Below are 17,134 nucleotides of genomic sequence, written 5' to 3'. Positions count from 1 at the left end.
GCGCAAAAGTACTAACTTTTTTTCGGTTTATTGCATTTTGAACATTTTTTTAGATGCAAAAAGAGAAAAAAACACTATCTTTGCAGCCAGTTATGAAGAAAATATTGTTGTTTTTTGCAGCAACCATGCTGGTTGGCATGAGTTCTGCACAGTCGGGAAAAATGTCAAGCGGACAGCTGTATCCTCTTTTCGGTCCGTTGACTTTCTATCATTCTGTGGCTCAGAACCAGTTGAAACTCACTTCTGCCCAGAGTGATGACGAACTGAGTGAGGAGATTTCATCAGCGCTGATGCGTATCTATCTGGAGCGACCTGACTTGGTGAGAAACTCCGAGAAGGAGATGAACGAGTCGGGAGAGTTGCGCCAGGACCTCGACGCTCCCATTCAGCAGGAGGTGGCAATCGTTGACGAGGCTGAGCCCATGCCTGAGATGATGCCTGTGGCTGACCCAGTGGAGATAGTTGTCGAGAAGCCAAAGTTTTGGACAAACAAGGCCGATGGCTATCTGCAGTTCATGCAGAACTATGTGTCTGAGAACTGGTACAAAGGTGGCGAGAGCAACTATTCAGCTATTGCCGGTCTAACGCTTGAGGCAAACTATGACAACAAGTCACGCTGGAAGTGGGATAACAAACTGGAGATGAAACTCGGCTTCCAGACATCCCCTTCTGACACAGTGAATGAGTTCAAAACAAACGAAGACCTCATCCGTTACACAGGTAAGATTGGTCTGCAGGCTATAGACAGATGGTACTACACTCTTCAGGTGCTTGCATATACACAGTTTACACATGGCCTGAAGCCAAACAATAAGAAAGTCTATTCTGACTTCATGTCACCTTTCAACCTTAACTTAGGTCTCGGTATGGATTATAAGGTGGAATGGTTCAATAAGCGTCTTACTGGTACTGTCAACATGTCTCCGTTGGCAATCAACTACAGATATGTGGACAGAACAGATTTGGCAAAGAGCTTCGGCGTGAAGATAGATAAGCATACTCATTCGCTGACAGACTTTGGTTCGCAGCTTACATCCTCGCTCGAATGGAAGATGAGTGACGTGGTGAAATGGAAGACAAGACTTTATGCCTTCACTTCTTATCACCGTGTAGAGATGGAATGGGAAAATACTTTCGAGCTGCGCGTGTCGAAATATATCACAGCTAACCTGTTCCTCTTCCCACGCTTCGACGATTCGAATACTCGTGACGAGGAGTTGGGATACTGGCAGTTTAAGGAGTACTCTTCTCTGGGCTTCTCTTGCAGCTTCTGAAAATAAGGGAAGTGGGCATCTTCTGCCATTTCCCACCTTCGGGAAGCCTAAGTGTGCTTCCCTTGAGCTGAGTAAGCTCGTAAGTAGAATCATTGAGTTGAACGATTTTGGCAGTGAGGTTCTCGCTGCCAAAATCATTTATAAGCTCTATCGTGGCTCCCTTCTTCGTGTTTTCTACTTTCACGGCTATCCAGTAGAAGGAATGGTTTGTTTTACCCACGAAACCTGCCACAGGACCATAGAGCTCATGATCAGGAACAATAATGTCCTGATTGGTTAGGTCCAACTGCATTATTAGATTAAATTTGTCGTTTCTCAGGTCAAGGCGTTGTGCATTGATGCTTTTGGCTTGAAACGATAGCGCTATAGTGAACAATAAAAAAAATAATGTTCTGTATCTCGCGAAAAAAAATGCTTTTTTCATTTGATTTTTGAGTTTTTACCGATTTCTCGTTGCAAAAGTACCAAATTTAAATCAATTAATTGGTGAAAACGAAAAATATATGTATAAAAATTTTCTAAAGTTAGAATTTTTTACTTATCTTTGCAAGCGCTATTAATTATAAACATGAATAAAGAACAATTATGTCCTGACTACATATTTGAGTCGAGTTGGGAAGTATGTAACAAGGTTGGTGGTATTTATACGGTCCTTTCTACTCGTGCAAAGACTCTTCAGGATAAACTAAAAGACAAGATTATTTTTATCGGTCCGGATTTTTGGAAAGATAAAGAAAGCCTCTATTTCCGAGAGGATAAGACTCTTTTTGCCCAGTGGCAACGGGAGGCTAAGGAACAGGGACTGAATGTAAGGGTAGGCCGATGGACCATTCCAGGAGAACCTATCGCAGTATTGGTGGACTTCAATCCATTCTTCGAAAAGAAAAACGAAATCTACACTTGGCTTTGGGAAAACTTCCAGGTTGATTCATTACACGCCTACGGTGACTACGACGAGGCATCAATGTTCTCCTATGCAGCAGCATTGGTTGTTGAGAGTATGTACAAACACCTAAACAATCCTTCATTGAATGTTGTATATCATGCCAATGAGTGGATGTGCGGACTTGGTGCGCTCTACATCAAGAAGAAAGTGCCTCAGATTGGTACTGTCTTCACTACTCATGCAACGAGCATAGGACGCTCTATCGCAGGTAACCAGAAGCCACTCTATGATTATCTGTTCGCTTATAACGGTGACCAGATGGCCGATGAGCTGAACATGCAGAGCAAGCACTCTATTGAGAAACAGACTGCACATAATGTTGACTGCTTCACTACGGTTAGTGACATCACAGCTCGCGAGTGTCTGGAACTTCTTGACAAGCCCGTTGATGTTGTACTGCCTAATGGCTTCGACAATAGTTTTGTTCCAAAGACTCAGATTTTCAATCTTAAGCGCAAGCAGGCACGAAAGAAGATGCTCTCTGTGGCAAATGCCTTGCTGGGTGAGGAACTTGACGACGAGACAATCATCGTTTCAACATCTGGACGCTATGAGTTCAGAAACAAGGGTATCGATGTGTTTGTTGAGGCAATGAACCGTCTGTTGCGTGATCGCGACCTGAAAAAGAAGGTTCTGGCATTCATCGTTGTACCTGGATGGGTGGGCGAGCCACGTCAGGATCTCATGGAACGACTGAATTCAAACGAGAAGTTCACAACACCATTGGAGGTGCCCCAGGTGACACACTGGCTTCACAACATGGGACACGACAATGTGCTTAACATGATGAAGTTCTACGATATGCACAATCGTCATGAGGATAATGTCAAGGTGGTGTTCCTGCCTTGCTATCTTGATGGCAAGGATGGCATAATGAACCTCACATACTATGATGTGCTGCTTGGCAACGACCTCTGCATATATCCATCATACTACGAGCCTTGGGGCTACACACCTCTTGAGGCAGTGGCATTTAAGGTTCCATGTATCACTACCGACCTTGCAGGATTCGGAATGTGGGTAAACAAGGAACTCGGACGTGATGGCGAGATTGCCGATGGCGTTAAGGTCATTCATCGCACTGACTATAACTACTCTGAGGTGGCCGATATCATAAAGGATACGGTGGCTTATTATTCTGGTCTTACAGACAAGGAGAAAGATAAATGTCGTAAGAATGCCGAGAAGCTGTCGAAGAAAGCCCTTTGGAGCGAGTTTATCAAGTATTATTACGAAGCATACGATATCGCACTTCGCAAGGCAGCAGTAAGAGCAGCCCTGTAGAAGAGCTATATTATATATATTAAAATAGGTGTAAATAATTATTATTCTAATCATTTATAACAATGAAAATCAAAGCTGACTACACAAATGCTCCTCTTTGGAGAGAGCTGACAGTGAAATCGAGCCTTCCCGAAGAGTTGAAGTGCCTCGATGAGATTGCACACAACCTGTGGTGGGTGTGGAACTATGAGGCTCGCGACCTGTTCCGTGACCTTGATCCTGAGCTCTACCACGATGTGAAGCACAATCCCGTGATGCTCCTTGAGCGTCTGAGCCATTCACGCAAGGACGAGATTATCAAGGACAAGGCTCTGATGAAGCGCATCAAGATAGTCTATGAGTTGTTCCGTGCCTATATTGATGTAGAGCCCGACAAGAAGCGTCCTTCTGTGGCATACTTCTCTATGGAGTATGGTATGCACTCAGCTCTGAAGATTTACTCTGGTGGTCTGGGCATGCTTGCTGGTGACTACCTGAAAGAGGCTTCTGACTCAAATGTTGACATGTGTGCTATTGGTTTCCTCTATCGTTTCGGATACTTCACACAGAGTCTCTCTATGGACGGCCAGCAGATTGCTAAGTATGAGGCACAGAACTTTACATCGCTTCCTATTGAGCGTCAACTTGACAAGGACGGCAACCCAATGGTTGTAGAAGTTCCTTATATGAACTACACCGTTCACGCTTATGTTTGGCGTGTAAACGTAGGTCGTATCAAGCTCTATCTTCTCGATACAGACAACGAGATGAACTCAGAGTACGACAAGCCGATCACTCACTCACTCTACGGTGGTGACTGGGAGAACCGTCTGAAGCAGGAGATTCTGCTCGGTATCGGTGGCGTGCTGACTCTGAAGAAGCTCGGCATCAAGAAGGATATTTACCACTGCAACGAGGGTCACGCTGCTCTCTGCAACCTGCAGCGTCTGTGCGACTATATCGACGAGGGTCTTACTTTCAACCAGGCAATGGAGCTCGTTCGTGCAAGTGGCCTCTATACTGTTCACACTCCTGTTCCTGCAGGTCACGACTACTTCGATGAAGGTCTTTTCGGCAAGTATATGGGAGGCTATCCGCAGAAGCTCGGCATCACATGGGACGAGTTCATTGGCATGGGTCGTACAAATCCTGATGACCACGGAGAGAAGTTCTGTATGTCAACATTCGCATGTAACACCTGTCAGGAGGTTAACGGCGTGTCAAAGCTTCACGGCTGGGTATCACAGAAGATGTTCTCTGGTATTTGGAACGGCTACTATCCTGAGGAGAACCACGTTGGCTACGTTACCAATGGTGTACACTTCCCAACATGGGTTGCTGCTGAGTGGCTCGACGTTTACAAGAAGTACTTCGACAAGAACTTCATGTTCGACCAGTCTAATGAGGAAATCTGGCACGGCATCTATAACTGTCCTGATGAGGAGATCTGGGAGACACGTATGGCTCTTAAGCAGAAGCTCTTCGATTATATTCAGGTTCAGTTCCGCGACACATGGCTGAAGAACCAGGGCGATCCCTCACGTATCACTAAGCTGATGGGACGCCTCAATCCTAATGCTCTTGTCATCGGCTTCTGCCGCCGCTTCGCTACCTACAAGCGTGCTCACCTGCTGTTCACCGACGAGGCTCGTCTGGCTAAGATCGTTAACGATCCTGAGCATCCAGTAATATTCATCTTCGCAGGTAAGGCTCACCCCGCCGATGGCGCTGGTCAGGGACTCATCAAGCGTATCTTCGAGATTTCTCAGCGTCCTGAGTTCCAGGGTAAGATTATCTTCCTTGAGGACTATGACTTCCTGTTGGCTCGTCGTCTCGTTTCAGGCGTTGATATCTGGATGAATACTCCTACACGTCCTCTCGAGGCTTCTGGTACATCAGGTGAGAAGGCCGAGATGAATGGTGTCGTAAACCTCTCTGTGAAAGATGGTTGGTGGCTTGAGGGTTATCGTGAGGGTGCTGGTTGGGCTCTTACTGAGAAGCGCACATATCAGAACCAGGGCTATCAGGATCAGCTCGACGCAGCTACAATCTATTCTCTGCTTGAGAACGAGATCGTGCCTCTCTACTATGCTAAGAACGAGAAGGGCATCTCTGAGGGTTGGATTAAGGTAATCAAGAACTCTATCGCCCAGATTGCTCCTCACTACACCATGAAGCGTCAGCTCGACGACTACTATTCTAAGTTCTATGAGAAGGAGGCTAAGCGCTTCAAGGAGATCTCTAAGAACAACAACCAGTTGGCTAAGGAGATTGCTCTTTGGAAGGAGACTGTTGCAGAGCGTTGGGATGGCATATCTGTTGTTAAGGCTGAGTGGGATTATCCTGCATCTGGCATTCAGACAGACCAGAAGTACACTCTGCGTTATGTCATCAACGAGCAGGGTCTCGATGACGCTGTAGCTCTCGAGAAGGTTAACGTTTATGTTGACAATAACGGCGAGGAGCACATCTTTAGCGTTGAGCCTCTGAAGATGGTGGCTAAGGATGGCATCAACTACACCTTTGAGGCTGAGCTCGCTCCAAAGCAGGCTGGCCAGTACAAGAGTGCAGTACGTATGTATCCTAAGAACAAGAACCTGCCTCACCGTCAGGACTTCTGCTACGTAAAGTGGCTTGAACTCCCTTCATTCTAATGGTGAAGTAGAGATACGACACAAATAAAAGAAACGCTTCCAGGCTGATTGCTTGGAAGCGTTTTTTATGTTCGGATTGGAAATAGTCCGCTGATTATATAAAGCAGTATTGTTTACTCGTCGCCGTAGTCAGATATGTTCTCTGCCTCTTCGTCAGGGTCGCCAGAGCCAAGATCCATCATCGTAGAGTAGTTGTCCTCTGTGATATCCTCGTCGTTTGGCTCTTCCAGCTCCATGTCGTCCTCATCGGGCTTGTTGTATGTGTCCTCAATCTCTACGTCTGCATCATCATCCTCTTCGCTGTCGCTGTCCAAGTCGCGGAGTGATGACATCTTCATGCGTGGCTTCTCTGCCTCAGGCTTTGCTTTTGCGAAGATTGCTTCAACCCATGTTCCCTTGGGCACTTCGAGCACTTCGAAACCATCGTTGATTTTCTTTTCATACATGCCGCCCTTCTTGTGCAGACGATCCTTTGGCAGGGTAGTGGTAGAGATGTCGAAGCCGCTCTCAATGATGTCCTTGATGCTCTGTGAGATAGAATCCCAACCACCACCGAAGTTGCGGTCGAGAACCTCAATGAGCTTTGCTGCTGTGATGTGGCGCACGTTCTCATAGGTGAGGTCGGTCACTCTTACTATGGGGCGCTTCTTGATAGCCCATGTAATCTTTTTGTCCTCATCGAGCTTCAGCTGTGCCACCTTATATCCTTGCTTCTCGTATTTTGTCTTCATGATAGGGGTGTCTTCTATCTCCTCAATCATGAAAGCGCTACGGATAATGTCGGTATAGTGGCGAAGATTCTCTCGTGTGTCAGAGTCTTTCTCTGCACCTTCCCACATGCGGAAAATATCATTTTCTTGAACATCCCATACCGTACTCTTTGTAAGAGTCTTAAGTGTTAGGGTTTTTCTTTCTGTGTCTTGACTCATGTTTTTCTAGTTTTTATTATTCTTTGTATGTTTGGCTGCAAAGGTAATGAAAAGTTGTGATTTCCTTATATAATAAATATGTTTTTTTCTTAAAAAACGTATTATGCATTTTTCTGGGAAAAGACATTAGTATTTTCAGAAAATGAACTATATAAAAAGCAAAAGCGGCGGTCTTCGCAGACAGCCACTTCCATCTTCAATAGGTATTAGTTCTTTTAAGGTAAAAAGATTGTTTTCAGGATAACGACACAAAGATAGGCATTTTTTTCTTAGCCTCCAAACTTTTCTTTGTGTTTTTTTTACTTTTTGAATTGTGTGCCCACACAATTGTAAATTTTTCTAAAGTATTGATTTCTATCCCTGTTTTTGCAACTTTTTCAGCCTTTTCTTTGGATCAGGTGCATCGGGATAAAGTTCCAACGCTTTGTTGTAATTGCGTATGGCAGCATCGGTCATTCCCTCCTCCTCACATTCCTTTCCAAGAAGAGTATATTCAGCAGCCAGTCTCTTAAGAGTCTTTTCGCGCTGCTTCTTTTCTTCTTTCAGTGCAGCTATCTCTGCCTTTTGCTTGTTTATTATCTCAAGCTTCTTCTTTATGAATCTCTTGGCGAGGGGCTTTTCTATGTCATATCGGCTGTGTATGGCAAGGAAGAAATTGTCGAGGAAAGCTCCGAAGTCGCCTCTGTCGAATGCCTTGATAGCATCATGGTATTGCTTGTCGGCTTCGCCTTCCTTCATCACGCGGGCTATCTGGTTCTTGTTGTTGAACATCTTTGCGAACTGCACTACCTCGGCCCTGACGAAGATGTCGTTCTGACGTATGGGTGTCTTTAGTGTTATTCCTTGGAGCGATGTGCATCGTGACAGGGCAACATAGGTCTGTCCGCCTGCGAACACTCCGCCTGTAAAGTCTATAGACACCTGGTTGAATGTGAGACCCTGGCTCTTGTGAACAGTTATCGCCCATGCCAGTCTTATGGGAAATTGGGTGTATGTGCCAAGGAGTTCTTCTACAATCTTCTTCTCCGTGTTGTCGAAGGTATAGCGCATGTTTTCCCACACGTCACGCTCTACATGGAAGTCAGCTCCTGCTTCATCGGTCACTGTGATTACACCTTCTTCTTCGTCAATCTCTGTCACTATGCCTAAGGTGCCGTTGACCCAGCGTTTCTCCTTGTCGTTCTTTATGAAGATGACCTGTGCTCCCAGCTTTATCTGTAGCTCCATTGGTGTGGGAAGCGACGATTCAGGGAAGTCACCATTAATTATTCCGTGGAAGATGGTTGGCGTGCCTTCAAGCTCGTTGAGGCGCTGCTCGTTAGTGTAGTCAACAATGTCGCGTCGGGCAGCGAGAATAATCTGCAGTCCATTGTCATCATCGCGCTCCTTGTCCACTCTGCTATTCAATTGCTGTAGGTCTATAGCTGTAGCGCTGTTCTGCCTTATTCTGTCGAGTATTCCTATGAAATGGTCGTCTTTCTGTCGATAGACTTTCTTCAGCTCAATAGAGACAAGCGGCATCTTCTGCCATACCTTGGCGTTGAAGAAATAAGCCGACTGATAGAAGGGACTGAGCAGTTGGCGGTCTTCTTCTTTCAATACCGGTTCGAGCTGAAAAATGTCGCCCACGAGCAACAGTTGCTTTCCACCAAATGGTTCTTCGTTGCGTGTGAAGATACGCAGCACTTTGTCTATAAAGTCAATGATGTCGGCCCTCACCATTGATATCTCGTCGATGATAATCAGCTCCACCTCGCGCAACAGCTTGCGTTGTGCACTGGTATATTTCAGCGTGTCGCGTATGTGGCGCCTGTCATACTGGATATCGTTGGGTAGGAGAGGGTGGAATGGCAGTCGGAAGAAGCTGTGCAGTGTGGAGCCACCAGCGTTGATGGCTGCTATGCCTGTAGGGGCAAGAATGACGTGCTTCTTCTTCGTGTTCTTGGCAATATATCTCAGGAATGTGGACTTACCTGTACCTGCCTTTCCTGTGAGAAAAAGCGAGCGTCTGGTAAAGTTCACAATCTGTATGGCATCCTGCCACTCTTTATTGTCTAAATCGAGCTCCATTTCTAACCTCTCACCTCTCACTTCTTACCTCTCACTTCTCACCTCTCACTTCTCACCTCTATTCAATAGAATCGTTTTCCCATGTCTTCTTAGTGTCCCAGTTGCCGAGGCTGTCAGCGCTGACGCTATCCTCTGGTACGTAATAGACAAAAGGACATTGATACATGTCTGAGCGCAGCGTCTCGTCGTGAGGAGCTGCGAAGCGTCCACGGTACTGCTTGAAGTTAGGGTCGCTGAGCACCTTCTCAAAGAAGTCGCCGCAGATGGGCAGTGCTGTTCGTGAGCCCTGGCCGAGCTGTCCTGTACGGAAATGTATGGCTCTGTATTCGCCACCAACCCATGCTCCGCAAACGAGTTTCGGACAGATGCCTACGAACCATGCGTCAGAGTGGTTGTTTGATGTTCCAGTCTTTCCTCCGAAGTCAGTGTCAGAGAAGTTGCGCACGAATCTCCACATGTTCATGCTTGTGCCTCCTGGCTCGCGCATTCCTGCCATCAGCATCTGCTGCATTAGGAAGGCACTTCTGTAGGATATGGCCTGTCGCTTCTCGTCGGGTGCTTCGAATATCACGTTTCCGTCGCGGTCTTCTATCTTCGTAACAAGTACCGGCTCATGGAACACACCGTCGTTGACAGCTGTTGAGTAGGCATTGACAAGCTCCAGCAGGTTCACGTCGCTTGAGCCGAGAGCCAGCGATGGTGTCTCGTCGAGCTTGCTTTTTATGCCCATCTCATGGGCTGTCTTTGCCACTCTTTCTATGCCCACTTCCTGAGCCACCTTCACGGCTATTGAGTTTATGCTCTGTGCGAATGCCGACTTCAGCGGGGTCTCCATGTTTGAGAAATATCCGTTGGCATTGGTGGGAGCCCAAAGCACTTCCTTCTTCTTGTCGGCATCATATACCTTCATTGAGAAGTAGGAGTCCACGCGTGTGTCGCAAGGCACCATTCCCTGATTCATAGCTTCTGTATAGACGAACAGCTTGAATGTTGAGCCTGGCTGACGCATTGCTGTCACCTTGTCATACTTCCAAGTGTCGAAATCTATGTCGCCCACCCATGCTTTCACATGTCCTGTCTCCGCTTCCATTGCAACGAAGCCGCAGTGCATGAAGTGCTCCATATATCTTATGGAGTCGAGTGTTGACATCTCTGCCTCTATCTGTCCGTCATAGCTGAACAGCTTGACAGGGTGGGGGAGGTTGAGATAATAGTCTATCGAGTCCTGAGATTCCGGGAAGCGTTTCTTCAGCTTCTTGTATAATGGCAGTCGCTTCGCAATGTTTTCTATGAAGTTCGGAATCTCCTGATGGCGCTCGTCCTGCCATGGGTTTGTCCTTCCCCAGTGGTCGTTGAACTTCTTCTGTATTATCGCCATCTGTTCCTTTGCAGCTTCCTCGGCATAGTGCTGCATGCGAGTATCTATGGTGGTATAGATCTTCAGTCCCGATGTGTAGAGGTCCAGTCCTTTCTCCCTGCACCAGTCGCGCAGCTGGTTGGCTATCTCCTCACGGAAATAGGTGGCCTGTCCGTCATATACTTTTTCTACGCTGTAGTCGAGTGTGATGTCCTTCTGCTTCAGTGAGTCACACTGCACCTCTGTCAGATGTCCGTGCTTGAGCATCAGGTCGAGAACGGTGTTACGGCGCTTCTTGCTGTTTTCAGGGTTCAGACGTGGGTTGTAATAGGTGGTTGCCTTTAGCATGCCCACGAGTATTGCTGCCTGGTCTGGGGTGATGTCCTTAGGACTCTTGCCGAAGTAGGTCTTGCATGCTGTCTTTATGCCAAACGAGTTACTGCCGAAGTCAACAGTATTGGCATACATAGTAAGAATCTCCTCCTTTGAGAAGTTCCATTCCAGCTTTGTGGCTGTTATCCATTCCTTGCTCTTCATGATGAGCATCTTCAGTCCTGCCACGTTTCCGAGCGCACCTGTCGAGTACTCTGTACGTACGCGGAAGAGGTTCTTTGCCAGCTGCTGTGTTATGGTTGAGGCACCTCGTGCATCGTGGTGTACCACATAGTCTTTCAGTGCTGCGAAGAATGCCTGATAGTCTATGCCGTGATGATGGTAGAAACGCTCGTCCTCAGTATCTATGAGTGCCTGCCAGAAGATGGGATTCACATCCTCGTATTTCACTGGTGTGCGGTTCTCGCTGAAGAACTTGCCTATCATTATGCTGTCAGCGCTATATATCTCTGACGCCTGTGCAGGACGCGTGTTCTTCACAGTCATCATGCTTGGTGACTTGCCGAAGAGCCAGAGGAAGTTGTTGTCAACAGCCAGCAGGTAGAGCACGAACGTCACTATTATTATGAGCAGCGATGACAATATCTTGACATACCAGGGTCTGCCCTTAAAAAACCACATAAACCCATTCTTGCATGCTGCAAGACATTTCTTTGCGCCTTTCAATATGGTCTTTGTCGCTCCCATTATTGTCTTTACCGTTTCAGCCATTCTATTGTTTGTCATAGTTGTTTAGATAGGAAAGCAAGTCTTCCGTTGTATTTTTGTTTATGTCAAACCACGTTATGTCGGGGTCTTTCTTATACCATGTCAGCTGTTTGCGCGCATAGCGTCGTGTGTTGCCCTTCAGCCTCTCTACAGCTTCTTCGAGTGGCCATACTCCGTCGAGATAGGCAAACATCTCTTTGTAGCCCACGGTGTTCAGAGCATTTAGCTCGCGTTTGCTGTAGAGTGACTTCGCCTCTTCAAGCAGTCCGTCGCCCATCATCTGGTCCACTCTTCTGTTTATTCTGTCATACAGCTCTTCTCGAGGACGATTGAGAGCCGTCTTTATGATTCGGAATGGGCGCTGCTTGCGCTCGTTCTTCCTGAACGAAGTGTAGGTCTTGCCTGTCATAAGACATATCTCCAGCGCGTGTACCACTCTTCGCGGATTGTGCCTGTCAACAATTTCATAGTGCTCAGGGTCCAGTCTTTTCAGCTCCTCGCAGAGTGCCTCAAGTCCTTCTTCCTTAAGTCGTCGTTTCAGCAATTCGCGTGTTCCCTCGTCAACAGTTGGAATGTCATCAATACCGTTACACACAGCGTCGATATACATCATGCTTCCGCCTGAAAGCAGCGCGTAGTCGTTGCTCTTGAAGTGTTCGCTTAGCAACGCCATCACATCTTCCTCATAGTTCGATGCGCTGTAGTAGTCGTCTATGCTCAGTGAACCTACAAAAAAATGTCGCACCCGCCGAAGTTGTTCTTCGGTAGGTGCGGCAGTGCCAATCTTCAGTTCCCTGTAAATCTGTCGTGAGTCGGCATTGATGATAGGAATGCCGAAATGCTGTGCTATGTCAAGACAAAGCTCTGTCTTTCCGACAGCTGTGGGTCCTGTTATGACGATAAGTGTTTTCGTAGCCTTAACGGATGATTCCTCGCTTTGAGTTCTCTATGAATGAGCAGATGTACTCCACTTCCTTTGAGTCAGGATACTTGGCGCGTGCCTCGGTGATACCGTCTTTGAGCACTGCACTTGCATAGATGATGCGATAGGCGTCGTGGATCTGTTCTATTGTCTCGTTGCTGAATCCGCGACGGCGCAGACCTATGAGATTCACACCAGCGAAGCGTACAGGCTCCTTGCCAGCGATGACATAAGGAGGAATGTCCTGACTTGAGCGTGTGCCGCCCTGAATCATCACATAGCCGCCTATGTTGTTGAACTGGTGGATGAGCACCTCGGCTGAGATGATGGCGTTGTCGTGTACCACTACCTCGCCGGCAAACTTAGTTGAGTTGCCAATGATACATCCGTTGCCGATGACACAGTCGTGAGCCACGTGCATGTTCTCCATGAGCAGGTTGCCAGAGCCTACCACGGTCTTGCCCTTCGAGGCAGTGCCGCGGCTGATGGTAACATTCTCGCGAATAGAGTTGTTGTCGCCAATCTCTGCTGTGGTTATCTCACCCTTGAACTTCAGGTCTTGTGGCTTTGTGGCGATGCTTGCTCCTGGGAAGAACTCGTTGCCGTTGCCTATGCGTGCTCCGTCGTGTACGGTTACACTGTTCACGAACTTGTTGTTGTCACCGATTACTACATCTTTGTTTATCACGCAGAATGGACCGATGAAATTGTTGTCACCGAGTTTTGCCTCTGGATCAACAATGGCCATTGGATGAATCTGGTTCATATATTACAGTCTGTTAGTCCTTATTATTTGTTCTTGATAATCTGTGCTGAGAATGTAGCCTCTGACACAACCTTGTCGCCCACGAAGACATATCCCTTCATCGAAGAGATGCCGTGGCGCAGTGGAGCAAGCAGTTCAACCTTGAAGAGCAGCGTGTCGCCAGGAACCACCTTCTGACGGAACTTCACTCCGTCAATCTTCATGAAGTATGTAGAGTAGCGCTCTGGCTCGTCGAGTGTGTTCAGAATGAGCAGACCACCGCATTGTGCCATTGCCTCTACCTGAAGCACGCCGGGCATCACTGGCTCCTGTGGGAAGTGTCCCTGGAAGAATGGCTCGTTAGCGGTGATGTTCTTCACACCAACGATGCTTGTGGGACCAAGAGCTATCACCTTATCTACCAACTGCATGGGGTAGCGGTGGGGCAGCAGCTCGCGTATGCGGTTAACGTCCATTATCGGCTCCTCGTTTGGATCGTAGGCAGGAGCCTGAATCTCGTGCTTACGAATCTCTGCGCGCATCTGGCGTGCAAACTTGTTATTGATGGTGTGACCAGGGCGTGTGGCAATGATACGTCCCTTGATGGGCTTGCCTATCAGCGCCATGTCGCCTATGATGTCCAGCAGCTTGTGACGTGTGCACTCGTTCTCCCATACGAGGGGCTTGTGCTGAATATATCCCAGCTCTGTGGCGTCACGGTGCTCCACACCTATCATGTCTGCCAGCTTGTCCAGCTGCTCCTGTGATATCTGACGCTCATACATTACGATGGCGTTGTCGAGGTCACCACCCTTGATGAGGTTTGCCTGAAGCAGTGGCTCAATATCTCTTACGAATACAAAGGTACGCGCGGGCGCAATCTCCTCAGCGAACTTCGACTGGTCGTCGAGTGTTGCGAACTGGCTGTTTATGAACTTCGACTGGAATGAGCACATGGCTGTCAGCGAGAACTCCTCGTCTGGCAGTATGGTGATGCAAGAACCGGTCTCTTCGTCCTTCACCTCAATCTTCTTGCGAATGACATAGTAGTCTTTTGGAGCGTTCTGCTCTTCAGTGCCTATCTCGTTGATCTTCTCCACATACTTGATGGCGCTGCCGTCAAGGATTGGGAACTCAGGACCGTTTACCTGAATGAGACAGTTGTCAACTCCCAGAGCGTAGAGTGCTGAGAGAGCGTGCTCAACAGTCGATACCTTTGCGTCGCCCTTGGCAAGCACGGTGCCGCGCTGAGTGTCAACCACGTTTTCTGCTACGCCGTCGATGATGGGCATACCCTCAAGGTCTATGCGCTGTATCTTGTAGCCGTGGTTCTCAGGAGCGGGGTTGAATGTTACTGTGAGACTAAGTCCTGTGTGAAGGCCTTTTCCGCAGAGTGAAAAACTGCCTTTCAGTGTCTTTTGTTTCATCATGGGTATATGTCTTTTTGTTTTTTTTATTACTTTTTCTTCAGCTCGTCAAGCTCCTTGCGCAGTTCAGCCAGCTCTTTGTACATCTCTGGCAGACGGCGGAAGATGGCCTGCGACTTGAAGTATGCTTTCGGCTCCATAGGAGGTGTTCCTATGAGCGTCTGGTTTTCCTTTATGCTGCCAGGCACGCCCGACTGTGCTCCGAGGTTCACGTGGTCGCCTATCGTGATGTGGCCTGCCAGACCAACCTGTCCGCCGAACATGCACCATGAGCCAACCTTTGTCGAGCCTGCTATGCCTACCTGTGCTGACATTACGGTGTTCTCGCCTATCTCCACGTTGTGTGCCACCTGAATGAGGTTGTCGAGCTTCACACCCTTGTGGATAACTGTAGCACCCATCGTAGAGCGGTCAACGCAGGTGTTGGCACCTATCTCCACGTTGTCTTCTATGATAACTATGCCTATCTGTGGAATCTTGTCGTAGCCTTCCACATTAGGAGCGAATCCGAAGCCGTCGGCACCTATTACGCTGCCTGCGTGGATGGTGACATTCTTGCCCAGCTGGCATCCCTGGTATATTGTTACGTTAGGATAGATGATGCTGCCATCACCAATCTTCACTCCGTCGCCTATGACTGTGTGTGCGTGAATCTGTGCGCCGTCGCCAATGACAGCACCGTCGCCGATGACAGCGAATGCGCCGATGAACACGTCTTTTCCAATGGTGGCTTTCTCTGATATGCTTGCCAGCTTGTCTATGCCAGTCTTCTTTGGCTGCATGGAAGCATAGAGCTGCAGGAGTTTAGCTACTGCCTCATAGGCATTCTTTACGCGAATCAGTGTGGGCTTTACCTCGTGTTCCAGCTCAAGATCATCGTTGACGAGCACTATTGTTGACTCTGTGTCGTAGAGGTAATGTGTATATTTGGGATTCGACAGGAACGAGATGGCACCGGGTTTTCCTTCTTCAATCTTTGCAAAGGTAAAGACTGCGGCATCCTCGTTGCCTTCCACACGTCCGCCAATAAAGTCGGCAATTTGTTTCGCTTTAAATTCCATTTCTTAAATTTAAGATGAGTCTCTTTTATTGCAATAAAATGTTCGTTATCTATAACACGAACAGGCTTTTCGCGGCAAAGGTAATAAAAATTATTTAAAATCTTTGATAACAAAGGTAATATTTTCTTATTTTTTTTGAGAGCAGTGCCACATTGAGTATCTCCGATGCCTCTGAGATGTCCTTTATCGTACCGTCTTTGTAGAGTATGTCTATCGAGTCGTCGTCTATCGAGTACATGTCTTTCTGTATCGTGTTCAGGCTCATGAGATAGTGGGCGTCGACTTTCTCTATACCCGCTTTCTCGGCTATCTGTGCCTGTAGTTCGTCTATGCGCTCTTCGCTCACAGGCTCGTCGTGCACCTCTACTTTGAATATTATTCGGTCCAGCATATCGGTGGCCAGCGTGGCCAGAATCTTGTCGTCGCTGTGCTTCCATGCCTTCATGGCGCTCCACAGGTCGCTGTCGTCAAGCTCCTCATACATGAGCAGCGCCTCGTCGTGGGTAGAGAACCACTCTCTGTCCACATCGTTTTCCAGGAAGTAGGCGAGGGCAGGCGAGGCGAACACCTTGTGTCCCTGTCGTGTCAGGTGCTTCGCCCTAGTGAGCATGTTCACCAGCACCTTCTCGTAGCCCACTGCAGTCTTGTGCAGATACACCTGCCAGTACATCAGTCGTCGGGTGGTGAGGTAGTTCTCCAGCGAGTATATACCTTTCTGTTCCACAACCAGCCGGTCGTCCACCACGTTGAGCATCTTTATTATGCGTGCGCTGCCAATGTTGCCTTCCGTCACTCCTGTGAAGAACGAGTCTCGACGCAGGTAGTCCAATCGGTCCATGTCTAACTGCGAGCTGATGAGCTGATGCAGGAATCGTTTCGGATACTCGTCCTTGAATATCGATATAGCCAGGTTCAGCTGTCCGCCCAGGTCGCGGTTTATCTGTTCCATCATCAGCAGCGAAATGTCTTCGTGCGATATGCCCGAGATGAGTGTGTTTTCCAGCACGTGTGAGAACGGACCGTGGCCTATGTCGTGCATCAGTATGGCTGCTTCCACGGCTTCAGCTTCACTGTCGAAGATGAAGTTCCCCTTCTGCTGCAGGCTTATTATTGCTTCGCTCATCAGGTAGAACGCTCCCAACGAGTGCTGAAAACGGGTGTGTCGTGCTCCTGGATAAACCACCGATGCCAGTCCCAACTGGTTTATGCGGTTCAGTCGTTGCATCAGTGGGTGGCGCACAATGTCATATAGCAGTCCTCGCGGTATTTTTATGAATCCGAATACAGGGTCGTTGATTATCTTTGTGTCGTTCATTACTTCATCTTCGTTTTGAGGTGCAAAGATACGAAAAAATGAGAGAAGAACATAACAAAAGTTGTGTTTT

At 47.8% G+C, this 17,134-nt stretch carries 12 protein-coding genes; 3 read left to right on the top strand and 9 right to left on the bottom strand.

The window, feature by feature from the left end; genetic code table 11:
• Positions 1-92: 92 nt before the first annotated feature.
• Positions 93-1,274, top strand: coding sequence for a DUF3078 domain-containing protein (locus M1L52_RS15970; RefSeq protein ID WP_248616009.1), 1,182 nt, complete (start codon positions 93-95; stop codon positions 1,272-1,274).
• On the opposite strand, the gene M1L52_RS15965 is transcribed toward M1L52_RS15970, so the two are convergent.
• Positions 1,234-1,566, bottom strand: coding sequence for a hypothetical protein (locus tag M1L52_RS15965; RefSeq protein WP_248616008.1), 333 nt, complete (start codon positions 1,564-1,566; stop codon positions 1,234-1,236). The genes M1L52_RS15970 and M1L52_RS15965 overlap by 41 nt on opposite strands.
• A gap of 276 nt (positions 1,567-1,842) precedes the next feature.
• Here M1L52_RS15965 and M1L52_RS15960 point away from each other — a divergent pair, with 276 nt between their 5' ends.
• Complete coding sequence (locus tag M1L52_RS15960; protein WP_248616007.1) at positions 1,843-3,504, top strand: glycogen/starch synthase; 1,662 nt, start codon at positions 1,843-1,845, stop codon at positions 3,502-3,504.
• Between the two features lie 62 nt (positions 3,505-3,566).
• Positions 3,567-6,137, top strand: a complete 2,571-nt coding sequence (gene glgP / locus M1L52_RS15955) for an alpha-glucan family phosphorylase (RefSeq protein ID WP_248616006.1) — start codon at positions 3,567-3,569, stop codon at positions 6,135-6,137.
• A gap of 113 nt (positions 6,138-6,250) precedes the next feature.
• Here the strand turns inward: glgP and M1L52_RS15950 are convergent, their stop codons facing one another.
• The 8 genes from M1L52_RS15950 to M1L52_RS15915 form a co-directional block, all read right to left on the bottom strand.
• Positions 6,251-7,066, bottom strand: coding sequence for a hypothetical protein (locus tag M1L52_RS15950; protein WP_248616005.1), 816 nt, complete (start codon positions 7,064-7,066; stop codon positions 6,251-6,253).
• A 354-nt stretch (positions 7,067-7,420) separates the two neighbouring features.
• Positions 7,421-9,136 (bottom strand): AAA family ATPase, encoded by a 1,716-nt coding sequence (locus M1L52_RS15945; protein WP_248616004.1) that lies wholly within the window; start codon positions 9,134-9,136, stop codon positions 7,421-7,423.
• Between the two features lie 58 nt (positions 9,137-9,194).
• Positions 9,195-11,507, bottom strand: a complete 2,313-nt coding sequence (locus M1L52_RS15940) for a transglycosylase domain-containing protein (RefSeq protein ID WP_248616099.1) — start codon at positions 11,505-11,507, stop codon at positions 9,195-9,197.
• 91 nt (positions 11,508-11,598) lie between these two features.
• Positions 11,599-12,495, bottom strand: a complete 897-nt coding sequence (gene miaA / locus M1L52_RS15935; protein WP_248616098.1) for a tRNA (adenosine(37)-N6)-dimethylallyltransferase MiaA — start codon at positions 12,493-12,495, stop codon at positions 11,599-11,601.
• Positions 12,496-12,511: 16 nt separating this feature from the next.
• Complete coding sequence (gene lpxA, locus M1L52_RS15930; protein WP_248616003.1) at positions 12,512-13,282, bottom strand: acyl-ACP--UDP-N-acetylglucosamine O-acyltransferase; 771 nt, start codon at positions 13,280-13,282, stop codon at positions 12,512-12,514.
• A 23-nt stretch (positions 13,283-13,305) separates the two neighbouring features.
• Entirely contained in the window at positions 13,306-14,691 is a 1,386-nt protein-coding gene (locus M1L52_RS15925; protein WP_248616002.1) for a bifunctional UDP-3-O-[3-hydroxymyristoyl] N-acetylglucosamine deacetylase/3-hydroxyacyl-ACP dehydratase, read from the bottom strand.
• A 26-nt stretch (positions 14,692-14,717) separates the two neighbouring features.
• Positions 14,718-15,749, bottom strand: a complete 1,032-nt coding sequence (gene lpxD, locus M1L52_RS15920; protein WP_248616001.1) for a UDP-3-O-(3-hydroxymyristoyl)glucosamine N-acyltransferase — start codon at positions 15,747-15,749, stop codon at positions 14,718-14,720.
• A 94-nt stretch (positions 15,750-15,843) separates the two neighbouring features.
• Positions 15,844-17,064, bottom strand: a complete 1,221-nt coding sequence (locus tag M1L52_RS15915) for an HD domain-containing protein (RefSeq protein ID WP_248616000.1) — start codon at positions 17,062-17,064, stop codon at positions 15,844-15,846.
• Positions 17,065-17,134: the final 70 nt, after the last annotated feature.

It is taken from the genome of Prevotella sp. E13-27, from assembly GCF_023217965.1.
GTDB lineage: Bacteria > Bacteroidota > Bacteroidia > Bacteroidales > Bacteroidaceae > Prevotella.
The sequence above is the reverse complement of the archived record's forward strand: the minus strand, read 5'-3'. Positions and strand labels throughout refer to the sequence as shown.

What these genes read in the sequence shown, in the direction of transcription:
- M1L52_RS15970 (WP_248616009.1), top strand. Translation starts at nt 93, where the DNA reads ATGAAGAAAATATTGTTGTTTTTTGCAGCAACCATGCTGGTTGGCATG.
- M1L52_RS15965 (WP_248616008.1), bottom strand. Translation starts at nt 1,566, where the DNA reads ATGCAGTTGGACCTAACCAATCAGGACATTATTGTTCCTGATCATGAG.
- M1L52_RS15960 (WP_248616007.1), top strand. Translation starts at nt 1,843, where the DNA reads ATGAATAAAGAACAATTATGTCCTGACTACATATTTGAGTCGAGTTGG.
- glgP (WP_248616006.1), top strand. Translation starts at nt 3,567, where the DNA reads ATGAAAATCAAAGCTGACTACACAAATGCTCCTCTTTGGAGAGAGCTG.
- M1L52_RS15950 (WP_248616005.1), bottom strand. Translation starts at nt 7,066, where the DNA reads ATGAGTCAAGACACAGAAAGAAAAACCCTAACACTTAAGACTCTTACA.
- M1L52_RS15945 (WP_248616004.1), bottom strand. Translation starts at nt 9,136, where the DNA reads ATGGAGCTCGATTTAGACAATAAAGAGTGGCAGGATGCCATACAGATT.
- M1L52_RS15940 (WP_248616099.1), bottom strand. Translation starts at nt 11,507, where the DNA reads ATGTGGTTTTTTAAGGGCAGACCCTGGTATGTCAAGATATTGTCATCG.
- lpxA (WP_248616003.1), bottom strand. Translation starts at nt 13,282, where the DNA reads ATGAACCAGATTCATCCAATGGCCATTGTTGATCCAGAGGCAAAACTC.
- M1L52_RS15925 (WP_248616002.1), bottom strand. Translation starts at nt 14,691, where the DNA reads ATGATGAAACAAAAGACACTGAAAGGCAGTTTTTCACTCTGCGGAAAA.
- lpxD (WP_248616001.1), bottom strand. Translation starts at nt 15,749, where the DNA reads ATGGAATTTAAAGCGAAACAAATTGCCGACTTTATTGGCGGACGTGTG.
- M1L52_RS15915 (WP_248616000.1), bottom strand. Translation starts at nt 17,064, where the DNA reads ATGAACGACACAAAGATAATCAACGACCCTGTATTCGGATTCATAAAA.